Here is a 21212-nt window from a genome sequence, read left to right on the forward strand (position 1 = left end):
TCTAAGCTTTCGCTACTTTAATAGCCTCGGTAATTTTAGCTTCCAGCTCATCCATTAAATCTGGATTGTCTTTTAAAAGTGCTTTAACCGCATCTCTACCTTGACCTAATTTAGTGTCTTCGTAGCTAAACCAAGAACCGCTTTTCTTTACGATCTCATAGTCTACGCCAATATCTATAATCTCTCCTACTTTAGAAATTCCTTCGCCATACATGATGTCAAATTCTGCCATTTTAAAAGGCGGAGCCACTTTATTTTTCACGACTTTTACCCGGGTTTTATTTCCTAAAACGTCACTGTTGCTATTTTTAATTTGGGTAGATCTTCTAATATCTAATCTAACCGAAGAATAGAATTTTAACGCGTTACCACCTGTAGTGGTTTCCGGATTTCCAAACATAACCCCAATTTTTTCACGTAACTGGTTAATAAAGATTACGGTACACTTGGTTTTGCTAATAGAAGCCGTTAATTTTCTTAAAGCTTGTGACATTAATCTTGCATGAAGGCCCATTTTAGAATCTCCCATTTCTCCTTCTATTTCACTTTTTGGAGTTAAGGCCGCAACGGAGTCGACTACAATAATATCTATAGCACCAGAGCGAATAAGATTATCGGCTATTTCTAAAGCTTGTTCCCCATGATCGGGTTGAGAGATAATTAAGTTTTCAATATCTACGCCTAAATTTGCAGCATAAAAACGGTCAAAGGCGTGTTCTGCATCAATAAAAGCGGCAATACCTCCTGCTTTTTGAGCTTCTGCAATAGCGTGAAGGGTTAATGTGGTTTTACCAGAAGATTCCGGTCCGTAAATTTCAATCACACGACCTCTAGGATAACCTTGTACTCCTAAGGCCAAATCTAAGCCTAAAGAACCTGAAGGAATAGCTTCTACATCCTGTACAGATTGATCTCCCATTTTCATCACGGCTCCTTTTCCGTAGGTCTTATCTAGCTTATCTAGCGTTAGCTTTAAGGCTTTAAGTTTTGCTTCTTTTTCTTTTTCGTTGTTCTTTTCTTTACTCATAATCTGTCGCTTTCTGTATTAACTTCAAGTGCTGCTAAAGTACTATAAGTTTTGCTTCGTGACAATCTTATAATGGTTTAATTATGAAGTATATTAAAGAAAACGAACGAGTATGAAAGTGATTTCTAATTGTTAAATAGGTATTATACGCAACCTTTTTAATTTTTTTGCATCTACTTTAAAAGCAAGGAGAACATTTATGAGATCTCTTAAGAAAAATTTGATTTTGAATTCCCGTCAAGGCGGAGCTACTGTAAGTGTTATGAGTAGTTGCAAAGTGGACGGTGGCTAGCGTTATTTAATTTTTTAGATTTTTCGAAAAAATTAATAACGAATTAGCCGTTCAAAAAAATGCCCCAAACAAAAGTTTCGGGCATTTTTTTTTATTCCTTTTGTAGTATCTTTGCGGCTTCAAAACTTTGTATAACTTAAAAAATTAGTATAGCATGCAACTGTACAATAAGCTAAGTGCACAAGAGAGAGCGCAACTTCTAGACGAAGCCGGTGAAGACCGCTTAACGCTTTCTTTTTATCAATACGCCAAAATTGGCAATCCAGAACTTTTTAGAAACCACTTGTTTGTGGCTTGGGACCAACTTGAGGTCCTAGGGAGAATCTACGTGGCTCACGAGGGAATTAACGCGCAGCTTTCGGTGCCTGCGAAACAATTTCATGAGTTTAAAAATTTCCTTGACGGAATTTATTTCCTTGAAGGAGTACGATTAAATATCGCCATAGAACACGACGTAAAATCTTTTCTGAAGTTAAAAGTGAAAGTGCGGGATAAAATTGTAGCCGATGGTTTACAAGATGAAACTTTTGATGTGACTCAAAAAGGAATTCACGTTAACGCTCAAAAGTTTAATGAACTTATTAGCGATCCCAATACCGTCCTTGTTGATATGCGGAATCATTATGAAAGTGAGATTGGTCATTTTCAAGGCGCCGTTACACCAGATGTGGATACGTTTAGGGATTCTTTAGATCTTATTGAAGAGGATTTAAAGGAGCATAAAGAAGATAAAAACTTGGTGATGTATTGCACGGGAGGAATTCGTTGCGAAAAAGCGAGTGCCTATTACAAGCATAAAGGTTTTAAAAATGTATTTCAGTTGGAAGGCGGAATTATTGAATACGCCAGGCAAGTAGACAATCTGGAGCTAGAAAATAAATTTATAGGAAAGAATTTTGTTTTTGATCACCGCCGAGCCGAAAAAATTAGCGAAGATGTGATTGCAAAATGTCATCAGTGCGGAGAAGCTTGCGATACACATATCAATTGCGCCAATGAAGCCTGTCACTTATTGTTTATACAGTGTAAAGCTTGCGCCGAAAAAATGGACGACTGTTGTTCTCAAGAATGTAAAGAAGTTCATGCGCTTCCTTATGAAGAGCAAAAAGCCCTAAGAAAAGGAAAACATAATAGCAATAAAATCTTTAAAAAAGGAAGATCTAAAGTGCTGAAGTTTAAAGACTAATATGTTCACTAAAATCTACTTGGCGTTCAATTTTAGACTACCTTAGTTTTATGGAGGTAATTCTTAAAAAATCAAAATTTGGAGAAATAGCGCTTTTATTGCTGTCATTATCAGTAATGTTAGGCTTATTTGCTGTTGTTTATATAGGAAAAAATAGTATTGAATTATCGGCTTTTTTTGGGGCAATTTTTCAATTGTTCATCATTCCTTTAGTTGTAGCTCCGTTTATCGTATTTATTTTAGTCACCATCTTGTGGGTTAGAAAGAAAACTACGGTGTCGCTGCTTCTGGGATTAAGCACGCTATTTTTAGTGATTTCCATTTACTTAAATTACCTCATCTTCACCTCATAATACCAAATTTTGCATTGTTTAAAGTGTTTCTGCGTGTTTCTATAAAAGATTCACTAGCGCTAAAACATAAAGAACAAAAGTTTCGTTTCATTCTGTTTCTTCTAGTTTAAAAGCCTCGGCATAATTTTAGTATATTTACAGCGTAAAAAATTGCAATACTAATTTTCAATTCAATTGCGTGGTATTTTTCTTTACGGAATTAATTCCGCTAAGGAAGAAAAGCTTAACTAGTATAGGGATCAACGCAGTATGAATTTCAATATATAAATAAATATGGGATGTGGAAGTTGCTCGACTGGGAAAGACGGTCAGCCTAAAGGATGTAAGAATAATGGGACCTGCGGAACCGATGGATGTAATAAACTCACCGTTTTCGATTGGTTATCAAATATGAGCTTGCCTAATGGGCAAGAAGCTTTTAATTGTGTAGAAATTCGTTTTAAAAACGGAAGAAAACATTTCTTCAAAAATACAGAAAACCTTACTTTAAGTATGGGCGATGTGGTGGCAGTAGAAGCTTCATCGGGTCATGATGTGGGCGTAGTCACCCTTACGGGGGAATTGGTTCGCGTACAAATGAAAAAAAAGCGCGTTAAAGTAGATAGTGAAGAAGTACTAAAAATTTATAGAAAAGCCTCTCAAAAAGATATTGATATATGGCAAGCGGCAAGAGAACGAGAAGAGCCTATGAAGGTTCGTGCTCGTGAGATTGCCATCCGACTTCAGTTAAAAATGAAGATTAGCGATATTGAATTTCAGGGAGATGCTTCAAAAGCTACATTTTATTATACGGCTGAAGAACGAGTGGATTTTAGACTTTTAATTAAGGAATTCGCACAAGAGTTTAGAACTCGTATAGAAATGCGACAAATAGGTTTTAGACAGGAAGCTGCCCGTCTTGGCGGTATTGGTTCTTGTGGTCGGGAGTTGTGTTGCTCTACTTGGTTAACAGATTTTAGAAGCGTTACTACTTCTGCAGCTAGATATCAACAATTGTCTTTAAATCCGCAGAAATTAGCGGGACAATGTGGAAAGCTCAAATGTTGTTTAAACTATGAACTAGATTCGTATTTAGATGCGCTTAAAGAATTTCCTAGGCAAGACACCAAGTTACAAACGCAAAAAGGAACTGCAGTTTGCCAAAAAATAGATATTTTTAAAGGTTCTTTATGGTACGCCTATGAAGGCGAGTGGATGAACTGGCACGAGCTTACAACAGATCAAGCTAAAACCATCATTCAGGCTGCAAAGGATAAAAAACCTGTAGCAAGCTTAGAAGAATTTGCAATTGAACTCCAACAAGAAATAGAAGTAGACTTTAGCAATGTAGTGGGGCAAGATAGTTTAACCCGTTTTGATAAACCCAAAACATCTCAGCCTAAAAAGAGAAGAAAAAAGAAAAGAAAGCCACAAAAAGCGAAGGCAAACGCAAACTCTAACCCAAATCCAAAAACTGGACAAAAGAGACCGCGAAAAAAATCAAATAACAAAAAAAATAACCCTTCTAAAGATGCGTAAACTAGGAGGAAGATTCTTAGGTATTTTATTCGTTATAAGTATATTTTCTTGTGACTCTAAGCAGGTTTATGATCAATATAAAAGTATTCCTGGCGCTTGGGCCAAAGACTCGGTGGTAGAATTTGAAATAAAAAATTTAGATAGTCTACAGACGTATAACCTATTTTTTAACGTTAGAAATAGTAATGCATATAAGTATAATAATCTTTTCTTAATTTCGAATATGAAATTTCCTAATGGGAAACAGGTTACCGATACTCTAGAATATGAAATGGCGTACCCTAATGGAGAGCTTATGGGAGCGGGCGCTGGAGAAATTAAAGAAAATAAGCTTTGGTATAAAGAAAATGTGAGGTTTTTGGAAGAAGGAACGTATACCATTACTCTAGAACAAGCGATGCGTGAAAACGGAGAGGTAGAAGGAATACAAAAATTAGAAGGGATTTTAGAAATAGGCTTTAGAATAGAAAAAACAATTAATTAACACCTAAAAAGTGGCAAAAACACAATCAAACAAAAAAGAGAAAAAGGAAACCAATTCCTTTGGAAAGTATATTGGTATTTTCTGGAAGCTTTTTGCTTTGGGAGTCCTATTAGTGGTGGCGATTTTCTTAATGGCAGGCTGGGGAATGTTAGGAGAGATGCCAAGTTTTGAACAGCTAGAAAATCCCGAAACCAATTTGGCTACAGAAGTTTTTTCTTCAGACGGAGAAACTTTAGGGAAATACTATAATGAGAATCGCACTCCTATCAAGTACGAAGAGCTTCCTACAAACTTAATTAATGCATTAGTTGCTACAGAAGACGAACGCTATTATGATCATTCAGGAATTGATGCAAAAGGAACTCTTAGAGCCGTTGCGTATTTAGGGTCTAATGGGGGTGCAAGTACGATTTCACAGCAGTTAGCGAAACAATTATTTACAGGTGTAAGGTCTAGTAATATTTTTGAAGCGGTAACGCAAAAGGTGAAAGAATGGGTAATTGCAGTTCGCCTAGAACGTAGTTATACCAAACAGGAAATTTTGGCGATGTACTTTAATATCTATGATTTTAATAACAATGCAGTCGGAATTAGATCGGCTTCCCGAATTTATTTCGGCGGAAAAGATCCACAAGATTTAAAAGTGGAAGAAGCAGCAGTATTAGTGGGAATGTTTAAGAATTCCTCGCTCTACAATCCGCGTAGAAATCCTGAAGGAGTTACCAACAGGAGAAATGTGGTGCTAAAGCAAATGGAAAGAGCCGGTTTTATTACTGAAGTGAAGAAAGATTCGCTGCAAGATCTTCCTTTAGAAATAGAATACCGTCCCGAAAGTCACCAATCTGGATTAGCTACTTATTTTAGAATGTATTTAAGAGACTTTTTAAAAGATTGGGCAAAAGAAAATCCGCAGGCAAACGGAGAAACCTATAACATTTATAGGGATGGTCTTAAAGTCTATACAAGCATCGATTATAGAATGCAATCGTATGCAGAAGAAGCGGTAGAAGCGCATATGAGAAATCTTCAGCGGGAATTTGACAAGCAAAACCTGAAAAATAAAACTGCCCCGTTTAGACAAATTTCTTCCGAAGAAGAAGAGCGCATTGTAGAACGCGCCATGAAAAATAGTGTGCGTTGGTGGGAAATGAAAGATAAAGGAATTTCCGAAGAAAAAATAAGAGCCTCTTTCGACAAAAAAACTCCCATGTCTGTTTTCGCTTGGAATGAAAAGAGAGAAAAGGACACGATTATGACACCTAGAGATTCCATTCTTTACTATAAATCTTTTTTAAATGCAGGGATGATGTCAATGGAACCTCAAACTGGAGAAGTAAAAGCTTGGGTTGGTGGTATAGATTTGCGTCATTTTAAATACGAACACGTAAAACAAGCACGTAGACAGGTAGGTTCTACCTTTAAACCTTTTGTGTATGCAACGGCAATAGACCAATTGCACCTTTCACCTTGTTATGAACTTCCTAATACGTTACACACAATTCCTGCAGGTAAACACGGGGTAACTAAAGATTGGACGCCAAAAAATAGTGGTGGAAAATATGGAGGAATGGTGAGTCTTAAGTACGCTTTGGCAAACTCTTTAAACACCATTACTTCGAGATTAATTGATAAAATTGGCCCCGAGCCAGTTATCGATTTATTGGATAAATTGGGAATGGATACCAAAAATATAGATCCTGTTGCCGCGATTGCATTAGGATCTGTAGATTTAAGTGTTTTTGAAATGGTTTCGGCCTATAGCACTTTCGCCAATAAAGGCGTTTATGTAAAGCCTGTGATTGTTACGCGTATAGAAGATAAAAATGGAACGGTGCTTTATCAACACGTACCAGAAAGCAGGGACGTTATGAGCGAAGAAGCCGCTTATGTAACTATTAATTTAATGGAAGGTGTAACCCAAGGCGGTTCAGGAACGCGATTAAAAACAACTTGGTCTCCTCCTTATTATAAAGACGTAGTCACAGGTCATCCTTATGCGTTTAAAAACCCTATTGCTGGTAAAACGGGAACCACACAAAACCAAAGTGATGGGTGGTTTATGGGGATTGTACCTAATTTAACTACTGGGGTTTGGGTAGGTGGAGAAGACCGCTCCGTTCACTTTCCTGGAATAAGATACGGGCAAGGAGCAACGATGGCGCTACCTATCTGGGGACTTTATATGAAAAAAGTGTATGAAGATGAAGACTTAAAAGTTTCTGATGGGGCTTTTGAAAAACCAGAAGAGCTTAGTATTAATATTGATTGTGATGCGCCTTCATCTGAAAATACAACGACAGAAGAAGGAAATGAAATTACAGAAGAATTAGATCTTTAAAAATATATTCTTATGATAAGAAAAACAGTAAATAATGTAGAAGAAGCTTTAGAAGGCGTTCAAGATGGAATGACTTTTATGCTTGGCGGATTTGGACTTAGCGGAATTCCTGAAAATTCTATTGCTGAATTGGTAAAGAAAAATGTAAAAGACATCACCTGTATTTCTAACAATGCAGGAGTAGATGATTTTGGATTGGGTTTATTGCTGAAGAAAAATCAAATCAAGAAAATGATTTCTTCTTATGTAGGAGAAAATGCCGAGTTTGAGCGCCAGATGCTTAGTGGGGAGTTGGATGTAGAATTAACTCCGCAAGGTACTTTAGCTGCAAAATGCCAAGCGGCACAACAAGGTTTTCCTGCGATTTTTACTCCTGCAGGTTATGGAACTGAAGTAGCCGAAGGAAAAGAAGTACGTGATTTTGATGGAAAAATGTATGTATTAGAAGAAGCTTATAAAGCAGATTTTGCTTTTATTAAAGCGTGGAAGGGTGATGAAGCCGGAAACCTAATTTTTAAAGGAACGGCAAGAAACTTTAACCCTAATATGTGCGGAGCTGCAAAAGTGACCGTGGTTGAGGTAGAAGAATTGGTAAAACCCGGAGAGTTAGACCCCAATCAAATTCATATTCCAGGAATCTATGTACAGCGCATTTTTCAAGGAAAAGATTACGAAAAAAGAATAGAGCAGAGAACCGTGAGGGAGAAATAATTAATTTGAAAATGTGCCAATTTGATAATTTTTTAATGTGGCAATGTGTTAATTACAAAATGCGCTAAAGCACGATTTGAAGATGCACCAATGTGTTAATTTGAAATTTGATTAATATGTTAATTTAGAAATGAGAAAATTTGAAAATCGAGGCATTATAAATTAATTTAAAGAAGTTAATGATTGAATTTGAACATGAGAAATAACAAAGAAAATATAATTGAAAAAAAAAGTTTCGATTTTTCATTGGCTATAATGGAGTATACTGAAGAGTTAAGAAAACTCCACAGGTAAGAACTTTCTTCTCAACTTTTTAAAAGCGGGACCTCCATAGGAGCAAACGTGTAGGAAGCTCAAAATGCGGAGAGTAAGAGAGATTTTATTCATAAATTAAAAATTTCGGCTAAGGAAGCAGATGAGACCTTGTACTGGTTAAAACTTTGTGAAGCTTCTTCAAGTTATCCTGCTCCGTCAAAATTTTTAGTAGAAGAAATAGAAGTAATTATAAGAATACTTTCGAAAATTATAAGCTCGAGTAAAGCTTCATAATTCTCAAATTATTAAATTGTATAATTTTCAAATTGAAAAAATGTTAGATAAAAACGGAATAGCGCAACGCATAGCGAAAGAAATAAAAGACGGATATTATGTTAATCTAGGAATTGGGATTCCAACCTTGGTAGCCAATTTTGTAAATGACGAAATAGACGTAGAGTTTCAAAGTGAAAATGGGATTCTAGGAATGGGACCTTTTCCTTTTGAAGGCGAAGAAGATGCAGATTTAATCAATGCTGGAAAGCAAACCATTACCGCATTACCAGGAGCAAGTTTCTTTGATTCGGCGATGAGCTTTGGGATGATTCGTGGAAAACACGTAGACCTTACTATTCTTGGAGCGATGGAAGTGGCCGAAAACGGAGATATTGCCAACTGGAAAATCCCTGGGAAAATGGTAAAAGGAATGGGAGGCGCTATGGATTTGGTCGCTTCCGCAGAAAACATTATCGTGGCGATGATGCATACCAATAGAGCGGGAGATTCTAAGCTATTAAAACGTTGTTCATTACCGCTTACAGGCGTAGGATGTGTGACAAGAATTGTAACCAATCTGGCAGTTTTAGAAGTGACCGAGGACGGATTTAAACTATTAGAAAGAGCTCCGGGAGTAAGCACCGAAGAAATTCAAAAAGCTACGGAAGGTACCTTAATTATCGAAGGAGAAATTCCCGAAATGAAACTTTAAGTATGGGATTATTCAATAGCATTCTAGGAAATTCTAGTGAAGTTTCTGTAGAGAAACTTCTTGAAAAATACGGGCGTTTATTGGTAGAAGGAGAAGATATAGAAATAGGTTTTAAACTGTTTCGAGATACTTTTATGTTTACCAATAAGCGTTTGGTGCTAATTGATGTGCAAGGCCTTTCGGGGAGTAAAGCCGAATACAAATCCTTGCCTTACAAAAACATCTCTAGGTTTTCTTTAGAAACCGCAGGAACCTTTGACCTAGATGCCGAACTTAAGATTTGGATTTCTAGTGAAGACCTTCCTTCCGTAAGTAAAAAATTTAATAAAAGTATTGATGTGTACGAGGTGCAACGCTATCTAGCGCAAAAAGTACTTTAAGAAAAGCCTCTAGGTAAGACTAGATTTCATTTTTTCTCTTTCTCCTATGAATGAAAACGCAATACATATTCGTGCTTATAGAGAGAAAGACCAACCTGCTTTAGTAGCCCTTCTAAAACTCAATACACCTACCTACTTTTCTGTAGAAGAAGAAAGAGATCTCATCACCTATTTAGAAACGGAACGCGAAGATTATTTTGTGGTAGAACTTGCTCATAAAATTGTAGGCTGCGGCGGAATAAACACAAAAGGAACTACAGGCATTTTAAGTTGGGCTTTTATTCATCCCGAATACCAACGAAAAGGCATAGGAAATCAATTGATTGCCTACCGAATAAAGCATCTTCTTCAACAAAAGAAAAGTTCAAAAATTATCGTCCGCACCATCCAATTGGTGTATCCTTTTTTCGAGAAAAATGGATTTAAAGTGATGCAAGTGGAAAAAGACTATTGGTCTAAAGGCTTCGACTTATATTTGATGGAATATCAAAACAAAGCATAAAGGAAATCTATTCATACTTCTTTAAAGAGCTAGGCGATTGAAATAAAATAAGCGTTGCTTTTTTAATACTCCCTGCTCTCTTCATATTTTTAAAAATATCTACCCATACGTGAAATACCAGTTTCACGGGATTGTAATGTTTCGGTTGTTCTAAAATTCCATAGACGGCTTGTTCATCTTCCGGTTGAAAAGTCCCAAAAATTCTGTCCCAAAAAATAAAGGTAGATCCGTAGTTTTTATCTAAATAATGTTCATTTTTTCCGTGATGTACGCGGTGGTGAGAAGGCGTTACAAAGATATAGCTAATCCATTTTGGGAGCGTTCTTATATACTCGGTATGAATCCAGAATTGGTATAAAACCGCAATTTGGTGACATATAAAAAAGATGACGGGATGAAACCCTAAAAAACTTATCGGGAGAAAGAAAACCACTTTTATTTGTTGTGTCCAAGAAAGTCGGAAAGAGGTAGATAAATTATACTTTTCTGAATTGTGGTGTGTCACATGTGTCGCCCAAAAAATACTGGTTTCATGCCCAAATCGATGCGCCCAATACCTAAAAAAGTCTAGCACGATAAAACAAAGAATGCTAGTCGCCCAATTAACGGGAATACTCCAAGGCACAATATTATACACCCAAATCACCGATCCAAACAACAAGGTTTTGATAAACAGGTTTTGAATCACAGATACGAGTCCGATGCTTAGAGAAGCAAAAAAATCTTTCTTCTCGTAAAGCTCTTTTTTCTGTTTCCAGCTAAAATAAAACTCGATTAGCGCCAGTGCAATTAAAACTGGCGCAGCGTATAAAATGATATCTGGGGCACTAGACATCACTTTGTCTAGCGTAATCTTCTCTTTCATAATTACAATCCTTTTGGTATCGCATTAATCAATTCTTGCGTATACTCCTTTTCTGGGTGAGCATAAACCTTATCGGCATCACCGCGTTCTACAATTTCTCCTTTATTCATCACTAAAAGTTGGTCGGCCATATATTTTACTACCGCCAAATCGTGAGAAATGAAAATATACGTAAATCCAAACTTCTCTTTCAGCTCATTTAACAAGTTTAACACTTGCGCCTGCACCGAAATGTCTAAAGCAGAAACGGATTCGTCACAAATAATGAGTTTGGGTTCTACCGCAATGGTTCGCGCAATTCCAATCCGTTGGCGTTGTCCGCCGCTAAATTCATGCGGGTATCTATAAAAATGCTCTTCCTCCAAACCTACGCGTTTTAATAACTCGAGTGTTTTTGCTTTTCGCTCCTTTTTGTTTTTATACAAACCGTGCACTTCCATAGGCTCCATAATCGCTTTTCCCACTGGAATACGCGGATTTAAAGAAGAAAAAGGATCTTGAAATATCAACTGAATCTCTTTGCGCAGTTTTCTAAGTTCTTTTTTAGGAAGCTGTGTAATGTCATTCCCTTTATACCATACTTGCCCAGCCGTTGCGGGAGTTAATTGTAAAATCACATCTCCTAGCGTAGATTTTCCGCAGCCAGATTCTCCCACCAAGCCCAAAGTTTCTCCTTCGTAAATTTTAAAACTTACGCCGTTCACCGCTTTTACGGTATTTGGTTTTTGAAAAATCCCAGCCTTAGAGATAAACTCTTTTTCTATATTTTTTACTTCTAATAATGCAGGCTGACTGTAAATCTTTTCGTGTCTATCTTCTCTTTCTTGAAGAGTTTCTAAAACACTTTGGTCTTTTCTATCTATAAAATCTTTTACCGTAGGCAAACGTTTTAAGCGTTCCTTAGTATTCGGTTTTGACGCCAATAAAGCTTTGGTATATTCCTTTTGTGGATGATGAAAAATCTCTTTGGTCGTGTTTTGCTCCACGATAGATCCGTTTAACATGACTAACACTCGATCGGCAATTTCAGAAACCAAAGCCAAGTCGTGAGAGATAAATAGGATGCTCATTTCGGTTTCTTTTTGCAGCTCCTTTAAGAGACTTAAAATCTCTTTTTGCACGGTTACATCCAAGGCGGTTGTAGGTTCATCTGCAATGAGTAATTTGGGCTTGCAAGCAATGGCCATCGCAATCATTACCCGCTGTTTTTGTCCGCCGCTAATTTGATGAGGATAAGATCCAAAGATACTTTCTGGTCGGGGTAATCTTACTTTTTCGAAGAGTTTTAAGGTTTTTTGTTTCGCTTCCGCGGAAGTGATTCCGGTATGCCTTAAAAGAATTTCTTGTACCTGAAAGCCACAAGTTAATGAGGGATTCAATGAGCTCATGGGTTCTTGAAAAATCATGGAGATTTCATTTCCGCGTAAGCTTTGCATTTCTTTTTCTGAAGTAAGCGCTAAATTTTTTCCTAGAAAATGAATTTCTCCTTTGCTAATTTTGGCAATGGGAGGCAATAATTTTAAAATACTCAAGGCCGTAATCGATTTTCCCGATCCAGACTCTCCCACGACGCCTAAAATTTCATTTTTATACAATTGAAACGAAATGTCATGCAGCACCACCTTCTCTAAATCATTAGAGGTAAAGCTAACTTCCAGTTCTTTTACATTAAGTAATTCTTGTGGGTGCATAAAGAAATCAATCGATTTTAAAGTGAACCGAAAAATACAAATTATTTGAAGTTAAGCAGTGCTCTAAAGGCTTTTTAACGATTAAGAGAAACCGAGCTAGAAGTAGATGGAGAACTCACACGCTACTGATTTCTATTTTTAAAAAGAAACTTTGTAGACTCTTTTCAGAAGAATCTTTAGATGAAAAAAACTTTTTATAGAATTAAAGACCAAATTTTTTAAAGAAAATGAAGAGAAATAAGTCTCTGAGTATGGGTTTTCTAAATTTAATTGTTAATTTGGCTCGTGGGTTGATTTAAGACCCAATAAATTGGCTTTCGGGCGGTGTTTATATGCTATATCTAGGAAATGGACTAAGTTCTATTCCCGTTTAGGATAAAACATAAAACATCAATTTTTCATATGGGTAAAGCTCGGCGTGGTTCCCGAGCTTTTTATTTTATAGAGGTATCTTCTCATTTAAACCGAAGTAATTTCAGATTCGTTTAAGAGTTTTTCTTGACGGAATTTTAAAAACACTTGCGCGATGGCGATGACATCTTTTTCGCAATAGCTCACAATGCGTTCCACATCCTTTTCTTTGTAAAAAACATCTCGTACTTGGGAGCCGTCAATATCATCTTTGGGAGAAGGAATTCCCAATATGTTGGTGAGTAACTTAAGGGAAGTGTAATGTTTATAATCACCAAACTTCCATAATTCTAGCGTATCTAGATGAGGAACTTCCCAAGGTTTTTTTCCGAATAAATCTAATTTTGAAGGTAATTCTATCTCGTGAATAATCATTCTGCGTGCGATAAAAGGAAAATCAAACTCTTTCCCATTATGCGCACAAAGCAAATGCTGAGCCTTATTAAAATAGGTATTCAATAGGTCTTTAAAATCCTGAAGTAGTTGTTTCTCTTCCCCATAAAAAGTGGTGATTCTAAAACTTCGCTGGTCTGTTTTTGAAGCAAAGTAACCTACGGAAATACAAACAATCTTCCCGAATTCGGCCCAAATTCCGGCACGGTCATAAAAATCTTCCGCAGTAAATTCTTCTTTACGTTGGTATTGGGATTTATGTTCCCAGAGCTGCTTTTTAACTTCGCTTAACTCATTATAAGATGAAAATTCGGGTACGGTTTCAATATCTAAAAATAAGATATGTTCGAGTTGTAATTTTTTGAGCATGCGAGATAAATTTATCTTATCAAGATACAAAAATTCTATGTATATATTTTTATCCTTTAGGCAAGATAGTTTTTAAAATTAGTTTGATGTTTGGCTCAAACTTGTCTTAAACAAAGTGGGAGCAATGATAATTTGTACCCATGCCCAGTTATTGGTAGAATCATTAGGTCTATTTGTTTTGATAAGACTCATACTTTCTGAAGCAAACATATGCGAATAACCTACATTTAGTTGTACGCTTTTCATCAGGTTTTGGGTGTAAACTACATCTAATTCTGTACCCAAATATGTATCAGCATCATCTATTAAGTCGGCGTTAGAAGTAAAATAATGTGCTTTAACAAGTAAATTTGATTTCTCACCAGTTGTAAAAACAGCTTTTGCGTGGAGATCATGAAGACCTACACTATTTGCGTGATTGCCCACATAAAAATAATCCATAAAACCATTAAACTTGTGATTGGTGCCATACAAAGGAAAAAACGATTTGTTTTTAGAATCTCCCTCTTGATTTGTTCCACTAAGAATTTCAACACCTAAACCATAAGATATTTTCTCTGTTTTATAGATTCCTTCCAATGACAGTTGGTAGGCAGATAGGTCAGTAGACGGATTTATTTCGCCAAACTGATAGTAAGCGCTACCAGAAAAATTTATATTTTGAATAGGAAATGTAAAGTAGGAACCAGTGGTTTGTCTATAAGCAACACCATCTGCAATATCATTGGTCTCGCCTTTAAAATTTTGGAAGCCTGTATTCAAAAATAAAAAACTTGCAGAACTTCTTTCCCAAGACTTTTTAAGATATGCATACTGCATTGATTTGTAGGTAAAAAATCCTTTTATAGCATAAGCATTACCTTCATTTTTTGCGTTTTCCTGACTAAAAGCACCACCAATATCCAACATAAAGTCTTCTTTTTTATATTTTACGATTACAGCATCGTGAAAACGACCTTGCATCGCCCAATCTAAGCCACCAAAAATGCGCTGGTCGTCATAAGAAATTACCTGTCTTCCTAATTTTGTAGACCAATTTTCATGTAGTTGTAATTCCGCCCAAGCTTGAAATAAAGAGAACGAATCATTACCATCTATTGGTAATATTTGGCGTGTATCTCCCCAAATACTTACATCTTGAACGGCTATAAATAACGTTAGTTTTTCTGCTTTATACCCAATATTGAGACGTGTGCGTTGATTTACAAAAGCGGCGGGATTTGCATCCTCAGGAAATAAATTATTGTAGCCGTGTCTGTATTCAAAACGAGCTCTTACATCAGCATCTACTTCTAATGTTTGCGCGCTTATACTAAATGAAGTTAGCAGTATTAAAAAAAGTAATCTTATCGTTTTTTGAGTCGCCATTAGAGATATTTTTAATGATTATAACACAAAGATTGCCTATATAATTTTTAATAAAGGTGACTTTCATCATTTCTATAAACGAGTATTTTAAATTTTATTTTGGAATAGTATGCTTTATAAATTCATCTGTTTAGTAAGTTAATGTTCTGTTTATAGAACAATTTAATGGTAAAATGATAAACAGAAAATGCTTATATCGATTTAAGGCTCTTTATACTGTATAAGTACATAAGCATTTAGATGGTTCAAAATAAGGCTTGTCTTCCCTTTTTTTTCAAAATCAAAACTCTTGAGGATTAATTTATAATTCCCTACATCATTAGAAAAAGCATAGGTGAAAGCTTCTTCTGGCGCATTGGAAAAGTCTTGGTATTTAGAAAGCGTGTCTAAAAGTTCTTCGTCTACATCAAACTGAAATAAAACAATTTCTTCTTCCTTTAAAATCAATTGATTTGCAGTATGGGTTAAGGTGTAGTTGGAAGATCCATTAGCTCCTAGATTTAACTCTAATAAGTCTTCGTAACCTTTAATATCTAGCTGGAGCGGTTTATTGTAATTGTATTGATTGTAATAAAAGCGATCATTTTGATAAGTATTGACGCTGGGAAAAAGCGGAGTAGTCTCTTTTCCGTAAAGAGAATCTAATAAAAATTTTCCTGCGTTGTAATTGCTCGTGACATAATCGGTTTTAAAACCTATAGATTTATCTATCAAATAAAGCTTGTCCCTTTCCTTTAAATAACCTGCAATGCTTTTAAATTGGGTTGCTTCTTCGTGAGAAATAAGCTCATCGCCTTGCGTTTTGATTTTCAAAACCAGTTGTTTAAATTCAGATACTTGCGCTTGTATAGCAACGTTAAAAGCACTCCAAGGTCCGTATGAAGACAGGAGACATAACACAAAAAGTGAAATAGGAAAAACAACCAATCTTTTCTTTTTACTGAAAAGCATATAGATACTCATACCTAAAATCCAACCTGCCAAAAGCACTAAGAAATACCTGTTTTCCGTAAAGTTATAATCACTTATTCGTGTATAAATAGCTACGGAAAGCAAAACCAATAATGGCAATAATAACAGATAAAATGTAGGATAAAACTTTTTAACGAGGAAACTGGAATGTGTTTTCCTAATGGGTTCAATAATAATCTGAATAATAAATCCTATAATCGCCAAAATGCTAATTAGGTAAGAAACCCAACCTTGAGGAAGCTCCCAAGCCAAAACAATTTTGATGGTATACGCATAAACAATAATAAGATACAGCGCCAAAATGGGAATGAGAATATACTTTAAGAATACATCTAGGGCCTTGCTATAATGCAGCTCTTGAGTCTCGTGAATTTTCTTCGGAAAATCTGACAAGTAGATAAATGTGTTGATTACGCCCAGGCAAAACACATACAATTCCGCATAAATATCACCATCAATATGTACTGAAAATAGGTTGTCTATCGCCAAAATTGCAAGTGCAATCCCAGCATAAATCACTATAGAAAACAACGCACTTCGCGCAATTGCCGTTATGATATTTTGTAAGTAATTCCAATAATCTATTTTATCCCATTGCTTTATAAAGGGTGCAAAAAAGATAAAAATATGTCCTGCAAAAAAGAGTAAAAACCAACGCATATAAACTATGGGGTTTAAATCAATTTCATCTTCTGGAAATAAAAAATAATAAATTACCAATAAGCCAAGTACACTTATCTTTAAGAGCCAGCCCATTTTCTTATTCGATAAGCTCTCTGAAGCAAATTGGGCTCCAATCAACCAGCTTACGCCCAAGATTAGCGTAAATATTTCTGAGGTAAATTCGTCAAAAACTTGAGCTTCAAGTTCAATTAAAATAATAACAAAAATACTTCCCAATGCAGACCAAGCGATAGTAATAGGAAACCGTTTAAAAGCGCTAATGGCTTTAGAAGGTAGTTCGTTAAAATATTTCATGACTTCAGGTTAAAGTTGTAGCATATGATACGCTCCTTCCACGTAAGTATAAAAGTCATCTGTAAAAGCTCGGTCGTTTGAATAACCTGCACGTTGGTGACCTAAACGTACCACAATTACATCATCTTCAGGAATGCTAATCACATATTGTCCTAAAATACCACGCATCACAAACATTTTTTTGTTGAGGTAATTGCTCAACCAAAAACCATAACCATATTCCGGACTTTCTTTAAACCGCGGTTGGATGGAAGTCGCTACAAAACTAGAGTCTAATAAAGTTTCTCCATTCCATTTTCCATCCTGCATATAGAGCTTTCCAAATTTGGCAAAATCTCTTGCATTGCTGGCAATGCAACAGTAGGCTTTTTCTTCTCCGTCTTGATCATCATCCAACTGCCAAAACGCATCGGTTTGCATTCCCATAGGTTTCCAGAAACTTTCGCTTAAATAATCAGACAAGGTTTTCTGACTCGCTTTGGCTATGATCATAGCTAAAAGCTGCGTGTTTCCGCTAAGGTATTTATACGCTTTACCCGGTTCTTCCTCTACTTTTAAAGATAAAATGAGGTCTTTAATATCGTCATCTAAATAAGCGCGCGCAGTCATTGAAAACGGACTGTAATAATTTTCTTCCCAATTGAGTCCAGAAGACATGGAGGATAAGTCGCCCACGCTAAGGCGTTTATCAAATTGCGGATAGAAATCTGCCACGGGTTGATCCAAACCTTTTATAAAACCGTCTTGAATGGCTTTTCCTAAAAGTGCAGAGGTAATGCTTTTCGCCATAGAAAACGAGTTGGTATGGGCAGTTTTGTTGTAATCTTCTGCGTAGTCTTCGTACCAAATGCTATCGTTTTTAATGATTAAGAATGCGACGCTTTCTAGTTCTTTGTTGGTAGATTTTAATTTTTGTGTCGCTTCCGCGGAATTATACTCAGCATGTAAAGGCCAGGTCTGAGTTTTTCCTGAAGTTTTAATCGTACGATTATCAAACTCGGTATAATCGTCAATGTATGCGGTTTTATATCCATTTAAGTAAGTAATTCTTACCCCTCGTAAAATATATTCGGCATCAAAAATATAAAGAAAGATCACTGCCAGACCCAAAATAAAAAGGAAGCCAAGCAAAAGTTTTTTAAGGATTTTCATAAAAACGTACAAGAATTAGCGTTAACGTTTAAAGATATTAAAAATCTAAATTAAAGGATGCTGGTTTGCGGTGGTTTTGTGTTTGCTTTGTCTATTTTTTATCGTGGATGATCCTCAATCATTTCCCAACTGTTACGACCATCTCATTTCCACCCATTTTTTTTGTTCTGCTGCTGTAAGAAACGTCCAAGCAACTATTCGGCTACTTTTATTTCCAGTTCCCATGGGAATCTCTTTGATTTCTTTGGCTTCCACCTTTTTTAATAAAGTATGAATTCCTTTAAGATGAGCTTTTTTAGATACTAAAGTCGAAAACCAATAGATGTTTTTAGCAAAATTTCTACTTTCCCAAATCATATTCTGAATAAACTTAACTTCTCCGCCTTCATAGATGAGCTCATTAGTCATCCCCGAAAAATTGAGTTGAGGTGTTTTTATTTTTTTACCCGATAGATTTTTTACCTTTCTTCGAGTTCCCTTTTGTGCTTCTTCTAACGACGCGTGAAATGGAGGATTACAAACTACCACGTCAATTTTATCTTCTTCATTGAGAATACCTTTAAAAAGATTACGCGGATCTTTTTGCAGCCTACAATCAATATTTTTTTTAAGGGAAGGATTAGAGTTGACAATGTTTTTTGCTGATGCAATAGAGGTTGAATCAACATCTGATGCTATAAATTTCCATCCATACTCTACTACTCCAATAATAGGGTAGATGCAACTTGAACCTACGCCAAGATCAAAAGATGTGATTTTATTGCCTGTGGGAATCTTATCCTTATTGTTTTCGGCCAGTAAATCTGCGATATGATGAATGTAATCTGCTCTTCCAGGAATAGGCGGACATAAATTCTCATCGGGGAAATTCCAGTTTTTTATACCGTAATAATGCTGAAGTAAGGCTTGGTTGAGAAGCTTCACCGCTAAGGGATTGGAAAAATCGATAGATTCTACGCCAAATTTATTGAGTTTTATATGCGCTTTTAATTCAGGTTTTACCTTAATTAATGCTTCAAGATCATACCGCTCTCGGTTTTTATTTCTGGCGTGTAATCTTGTTTTTTCCTGTTTTTGTTTTTCTGAAGGCATGAGTTATTTTTAATGAAGTATTGATACTTATGAATATGAAATGTTGAATAGGTACGGAAATAATTCCGTCAAGAAAAGTAGTTTTTCTATTTATAAGCTTACTCGGTAAATATACGCAACGAGTAATATGAACTCGAGTATCTATTTAAAAATCCTAAAACAAAGACTGTTGCTTTGCAGGACTTTCGTGTTCTAAGAGCCACTTTTTTCGCCAAAGTCCGCCAACATAACCCGTGAGAGAACCATCGCTGCCAATAACGCGATGACACGGAACTACAATCCATACGGGATTTTTTCCGTTAGCCGAAGCTACTGCTCTAATCGCTTTAGGGTCGCCTAGTTGTTTAGAAAGTTCTAAATAAGACATGGTTTTTCCGTAGGGAATGTTAAGCAAAACTTTCCAAACACGCTGCTGAAATGGAGTGCCTTCAAGCTGAATAGGAAAATTAAATTCTTTTAGCTCTCCCTTAAAATAGCTTTCTAATTGCTGGGCAACTTCTAATAACTCAGCATCTTGAATCAACGCTTTCGGAGCTTCAGATAAGATATTAATCTTCTCTACGCCATTTTTATTTCCTTCTATAAGAGCAGTTCCAATAGGGGTTTTAAGATGATAATTACTGTTCTTTCTTGTCATCTTTTTCGCCTGTAAATAATCCCATGTGTTTGGCGCGTTTCTCCCAGTTCTTACGGGCTAAAAGTTGCATATCTTCAATATTATCGCTCTCGTCCATAATCTCTAATCCTAGAAGTGTTTCAATAATATCTTCCATAGTAATAAGGCCTACTGTATTTCCAAATTCATCGGTCACCATGGCAAGGTGAGATTTTTTGTCAATAAACAATTCAAACAACTTAGGAATAGGTGTTTGGTAATGTGCAATTAGAACTTCTTTTTTTAGTTCAACCAAGGTATCTTCTCCTTTTTCTTCAATCATATGTTCTAAAATTTCATCTTTTAAAACAAAGCCTGTAATATTATTGGGCGTGGTTTTATAAATGGGAATCCTAGAGAATTTTAAATTTTTATGCGTCGCAATAAAGTCTTTAATGCTGGTATCTTCTTCAACAGTTAAAGCTACAGAAAACGGAGTCATTACATCTTTTGCCAAAACCGATTTAAAAACGAGCATATTTTTAATGTACGTAGATTCGTTTTCTTGAAAAACGCCTTCTTTTTCGGCAGATTCTGTAATTGCCATAAACTCTTCTCTGCTCATGGTGTTGGCGTGAGCCGATTTACCAATAAGTTTGGTGGTAAGCAATAACAACCACAAAATACCAGTATATTTAAGCGGAAAAATAATGATGCGTAGTGTTTTTGCAGTGAAATTACCTAAAGATTTCCAGTAACTAGCGCCAATGGTTTTAGGAATAATTTCTGATAAAATCAAGATGAGAATCGTCATTATAGCCGAAACCAATCCTACAAAATTGATTCCTAAAAGCGAATAATCATAGCCTCCTTCAATGGCCATTTGTCCTGCTTGGTTTCCTACTAAAATAGCTCCTACGGTATGTGCAATGGTGTTAAGTGTTAAAATTGCGGTAAGCGGGACGTCTACATCTTTTTTATATTCAGCTAAAGTTTTTGCATAGCTTTTGCCCTCTTTGGTTTTTATACGAATAAAAGTAGGAGTAAAGCTGAGTAGTGCTGCTTCTAAAATTGAGCATAAAAAAGAAATAAAAATAGAAATAAATGCAAAGAGTATGAGTAAAGTCATGAAGCTTAATTATTTGCAACAAGATAAAAATTTTTATGACTGCAAGTCTTAATTTATTTCTAAAATTTAAATAGGCTGTTTACAATTATATGCTAGATTCAAGTAATAAACGCAACTTTTGAGTTAAACAAAAGTTTTTCCATCATTTCTAATGGTGTATCAA

20 protein-coding genes are annotated in these 21212 nt (G+C 35.9%); 10 read left to right on the forward strand and 10 right to left on the reverse strand.

Annotated features, from left to right (window positions below):
* Window position 1: 1 nt before the first annotated feature.
* The gene (gene recA / locus RLT85_RS08980; RefSeq protein WP_311401695.1) at window positions 2-1027 is read right to left on the reverse strand and encodes a recombinase RecA; all 1026 of its coding nucleotides are present in this window, start codon (window positions 1025-1027) and stop codon (window positions 2-4) included.
* 446 nt (window positions 1028-1473) lie between these two features.
* Between recA and trhO the strand changes: the two genes are divergently transcribed.
* The 10 genes from trhO (at window position 1474) to RLT85_RS09030 (ending at window position 10034) form a co-directional block, all read left to right on the forward strand.
* A complete protein-coding gene (trhO, locus tag RLT85_RS08985) occupies window positions 1474-2505 on the forward strand; it encodes an oxygen-dependent tRNA uridine(34) hydroxylase TrhO (protein WP_311401696.1) in 1032 nt (343 codons plus the stop codon).
* Window positions 2506-2555: 50 nt separating this feature from the next.
* Window positions 2556-2858 (forward strand): hypothetical protein, encoded by a 303-nt coding sequence (locus RLT85_RS08990; RefSeq protein WP_311401697.1) that lies wholly within the window; start codon window positions 2556-2558, stop codon window positions 2856-2858.
* A gap of 273 nt (window positions 2859-3131) precedes the next feature.
* Window positions 3132-4376, forward strand: a complete 1245-nt coding sequence (locus RLT85_RS08995; protein ID WP_311401698.1) for a PSP1 domain-containing protein — start codon at window positions 3132-3134, stop codon at window positions 4374-4376.
* Entirely contained in the window at window positions 4369-4860 is a 492-nt protein-coding gene (locus RLT85_RS09000; RefSeq protein ID WP_311401699.1) for a gliding motility lipoprotein GldH, read from the forward strand. Before RLT85_RS08995 ends, RLT85_RS09000 begins: the two co-directional genes overlap by 8 nt.
* Before the next feature lie 10 nt (window positions 4861-4870).
* Window positions 4871-7198, forward strand: a complete 2328-nt coding sequence (locus RLT85_RS09005) for a penicillin-binding protein 1A (RefSeq protein ID WP_311401700.1) — start codon at window positions 4871-4873, stop codon at window positions 7196-7198.
* A 12-nt stretch (window positions 7199-7210) separates the two neighbouring features.
* Window positions 7211-7909, forward strand: coding sequence for a CoA transferase subunit A (locus tag RLT85_RS09010; protein WP_311401701.1), 699 nt, complete (start codon window positions 7211-7213; stop codon window positions 7907-7909).
* 396 nt (window positions 7910-8305) lie between these two features.
* On the forward strand, window positions 8306-8458 hold the full coding sequence (locus tag RLT85_RS09015; RefSeq protein WP_375712345.1) for a hypothetical protein: 153 nt from the start codon (window positions 8306-8308) through the stop codon (window positions 8456-8458).
* 40 nt (window positions 8459-8498) lie between these two features.
* Complete coding sequence (locus tag RLT85_RS09020) at window positions 8499-9152, forward strand: CoA transferase subunit B (protein WP_311401702.1); 654 nt, start codon at window positions 8499-8501, stop codon at window positions 9150-9152.
* Window positions 9153-9154: 2 nt separating this feature from the next.
* Entirely contained in the window at window positions 9155-9532 is a 378-nt protein-coding gene (locus tag RLT85_RS09025) for a PH domain-containing protein (RefSeq protein WP_308863290.1), read from the forward strand.
* A 46-nt stretch (window positions 9533-9578) separates the two neighbouring features.
* Window positions 9579-10034, forward strand: coding sequence for a GNAT family N-acetyltransferase (locus RLT85_RS09030; RefSeq protein ID WP_311401703.1), 456 nt, complete (start codon window positions 9579-9581; stop codon window positions 10032-10034).
* A gap of 7 nt (window positions 10035-10041) precedes the next feature.
* On the opposite strand, the gene RLT85_RS09035 is transcribed toward RLT85_RS09030, so the two are convergent.
* The 9 genes from RLT85_RS09035 to RLT85_RS09075 all read right to left on the reverse strand — a co-directional run bounded on the left by RLT85_RS09035 (window position 10042) and on the right by RLT85_RS09075 (window position 21049).
* Window positions 10042-10899 (reverse strand): sterol desaturase family protein, encoded by an 858-nt coding sequence (locus RLT85_RS09035; RefSeq protein WP_311401704.1) that lies wholly within the window; start codon window positions 10897-10899, stop codon window positions 10042-10044.
* 2 nt (window positions 10900-10901) lie between these two features.
* Window positions 10902-12590, reverse strand: coding sequence for an ABC transporter ATP-binding protein (locus RLT85_RS09040; protein ID WP_311401705.1), 1689 nt, complete (start codon window positions 12588-12590; stop codon window positions 10902-10904).
* Window positions 12591-13049: 459 nt separating this feature from the next.
* The gene (locus RLT85_RS09045; RefSeq protein ID WP_311401706.1) at window positions 13050-13763 is read right to left on the reverse strand and encodes a 3'-5' exonuclease; all 714 of its coding nucleotides are present in this window, start codon (window positions 13761-13763) and stop codon (window positions 13050-13052) included.
* 78 nt (window positions 13764-13841) lie between these two features.
* Complete coding sequence (locus tag RLT85_RS09050) at window positions 13842-15131, reverse strand: alginate export family protein (protein WP_311401707.1); 1290 nt, start codon at window positions 15129-15131, stop codon at window positions 13842-13844.
* A gap of 201 nt (window positions 15132-15332) precedes the next feature.
* Window positions 15333-17081, reverse strand: a complete 1749-nt coding sequence (locus tag RLT85_RS09055; RefSeq protein ID WP_311401708.1) for a DUF4153 domain-containing protein — start codon at window positions 17079-17081, stop codon at window positions 15333-15335.
* 9 nt (window positions 17082-17090) lie between these two features.
* Window positions 17091-18233 (reverse strand): serine hydrolase domain-containing protein, encoded by a 1143-nt coding sequence (locus RLT85_RS09060; protein WP_311401709.1) that lies wholly within the window; start codon window positions 18231-18233, stop codon window positions 17091-17093.
* A gap of 132 nt (window positions 18234-18365) precedes the next feature.
* The gene (gene rlmF / locus RLT85_RS09065; RefSeq protein WP_311401710.1) at window positions 18366-19325 is read right to left on the reverse strand and encodes a 23S rRNA (adenine(1618)-N(6))-methyltransferase RlmF; all 960 of its coding nucleotides are present in this window, start codon (window positions 19323-19325) and stop codon (window positions 18366-18368) included.
* A gap of 154 nt (window positions 19326-19479) precedes the next feature.
* Complete coding sequence (locus RLT85_RS09070; protein WP_311401711.1) at window positions 19480-19962, reverse strand: methylated-DNA--[protein]-cysteine S-methyltransferase; 483 nt, start codon at window positions 19960-19962, stop codon at window positions 19480-19482.
* Window positions 19943-21049, reverse strand: coding sequence for a CNNM domain-containing protein (locus tag RLT85_RS09075; RefSeq protein ID WP_311401712.1), 1107 nt, complete (start codon window positions 21047-21049; stop codon window positions 19943-19945). The genes RLT85_RS09070 and RLT85_RS09075 overlap by 20 nt, the downstream gene beginning before the upstream one ends.
* Window positions 21050-21212: the final 163 nt, after the last annotated feature.

It is taken from the genome of Mesonia ostreae (assembly GCF_031845265.1).
Lineage (GTDB): Bacteria > Bacteroidota > Bacteroidia > Flavobacteriales > Flavobacteriaceae > Mesonia > Mesonia ostreae.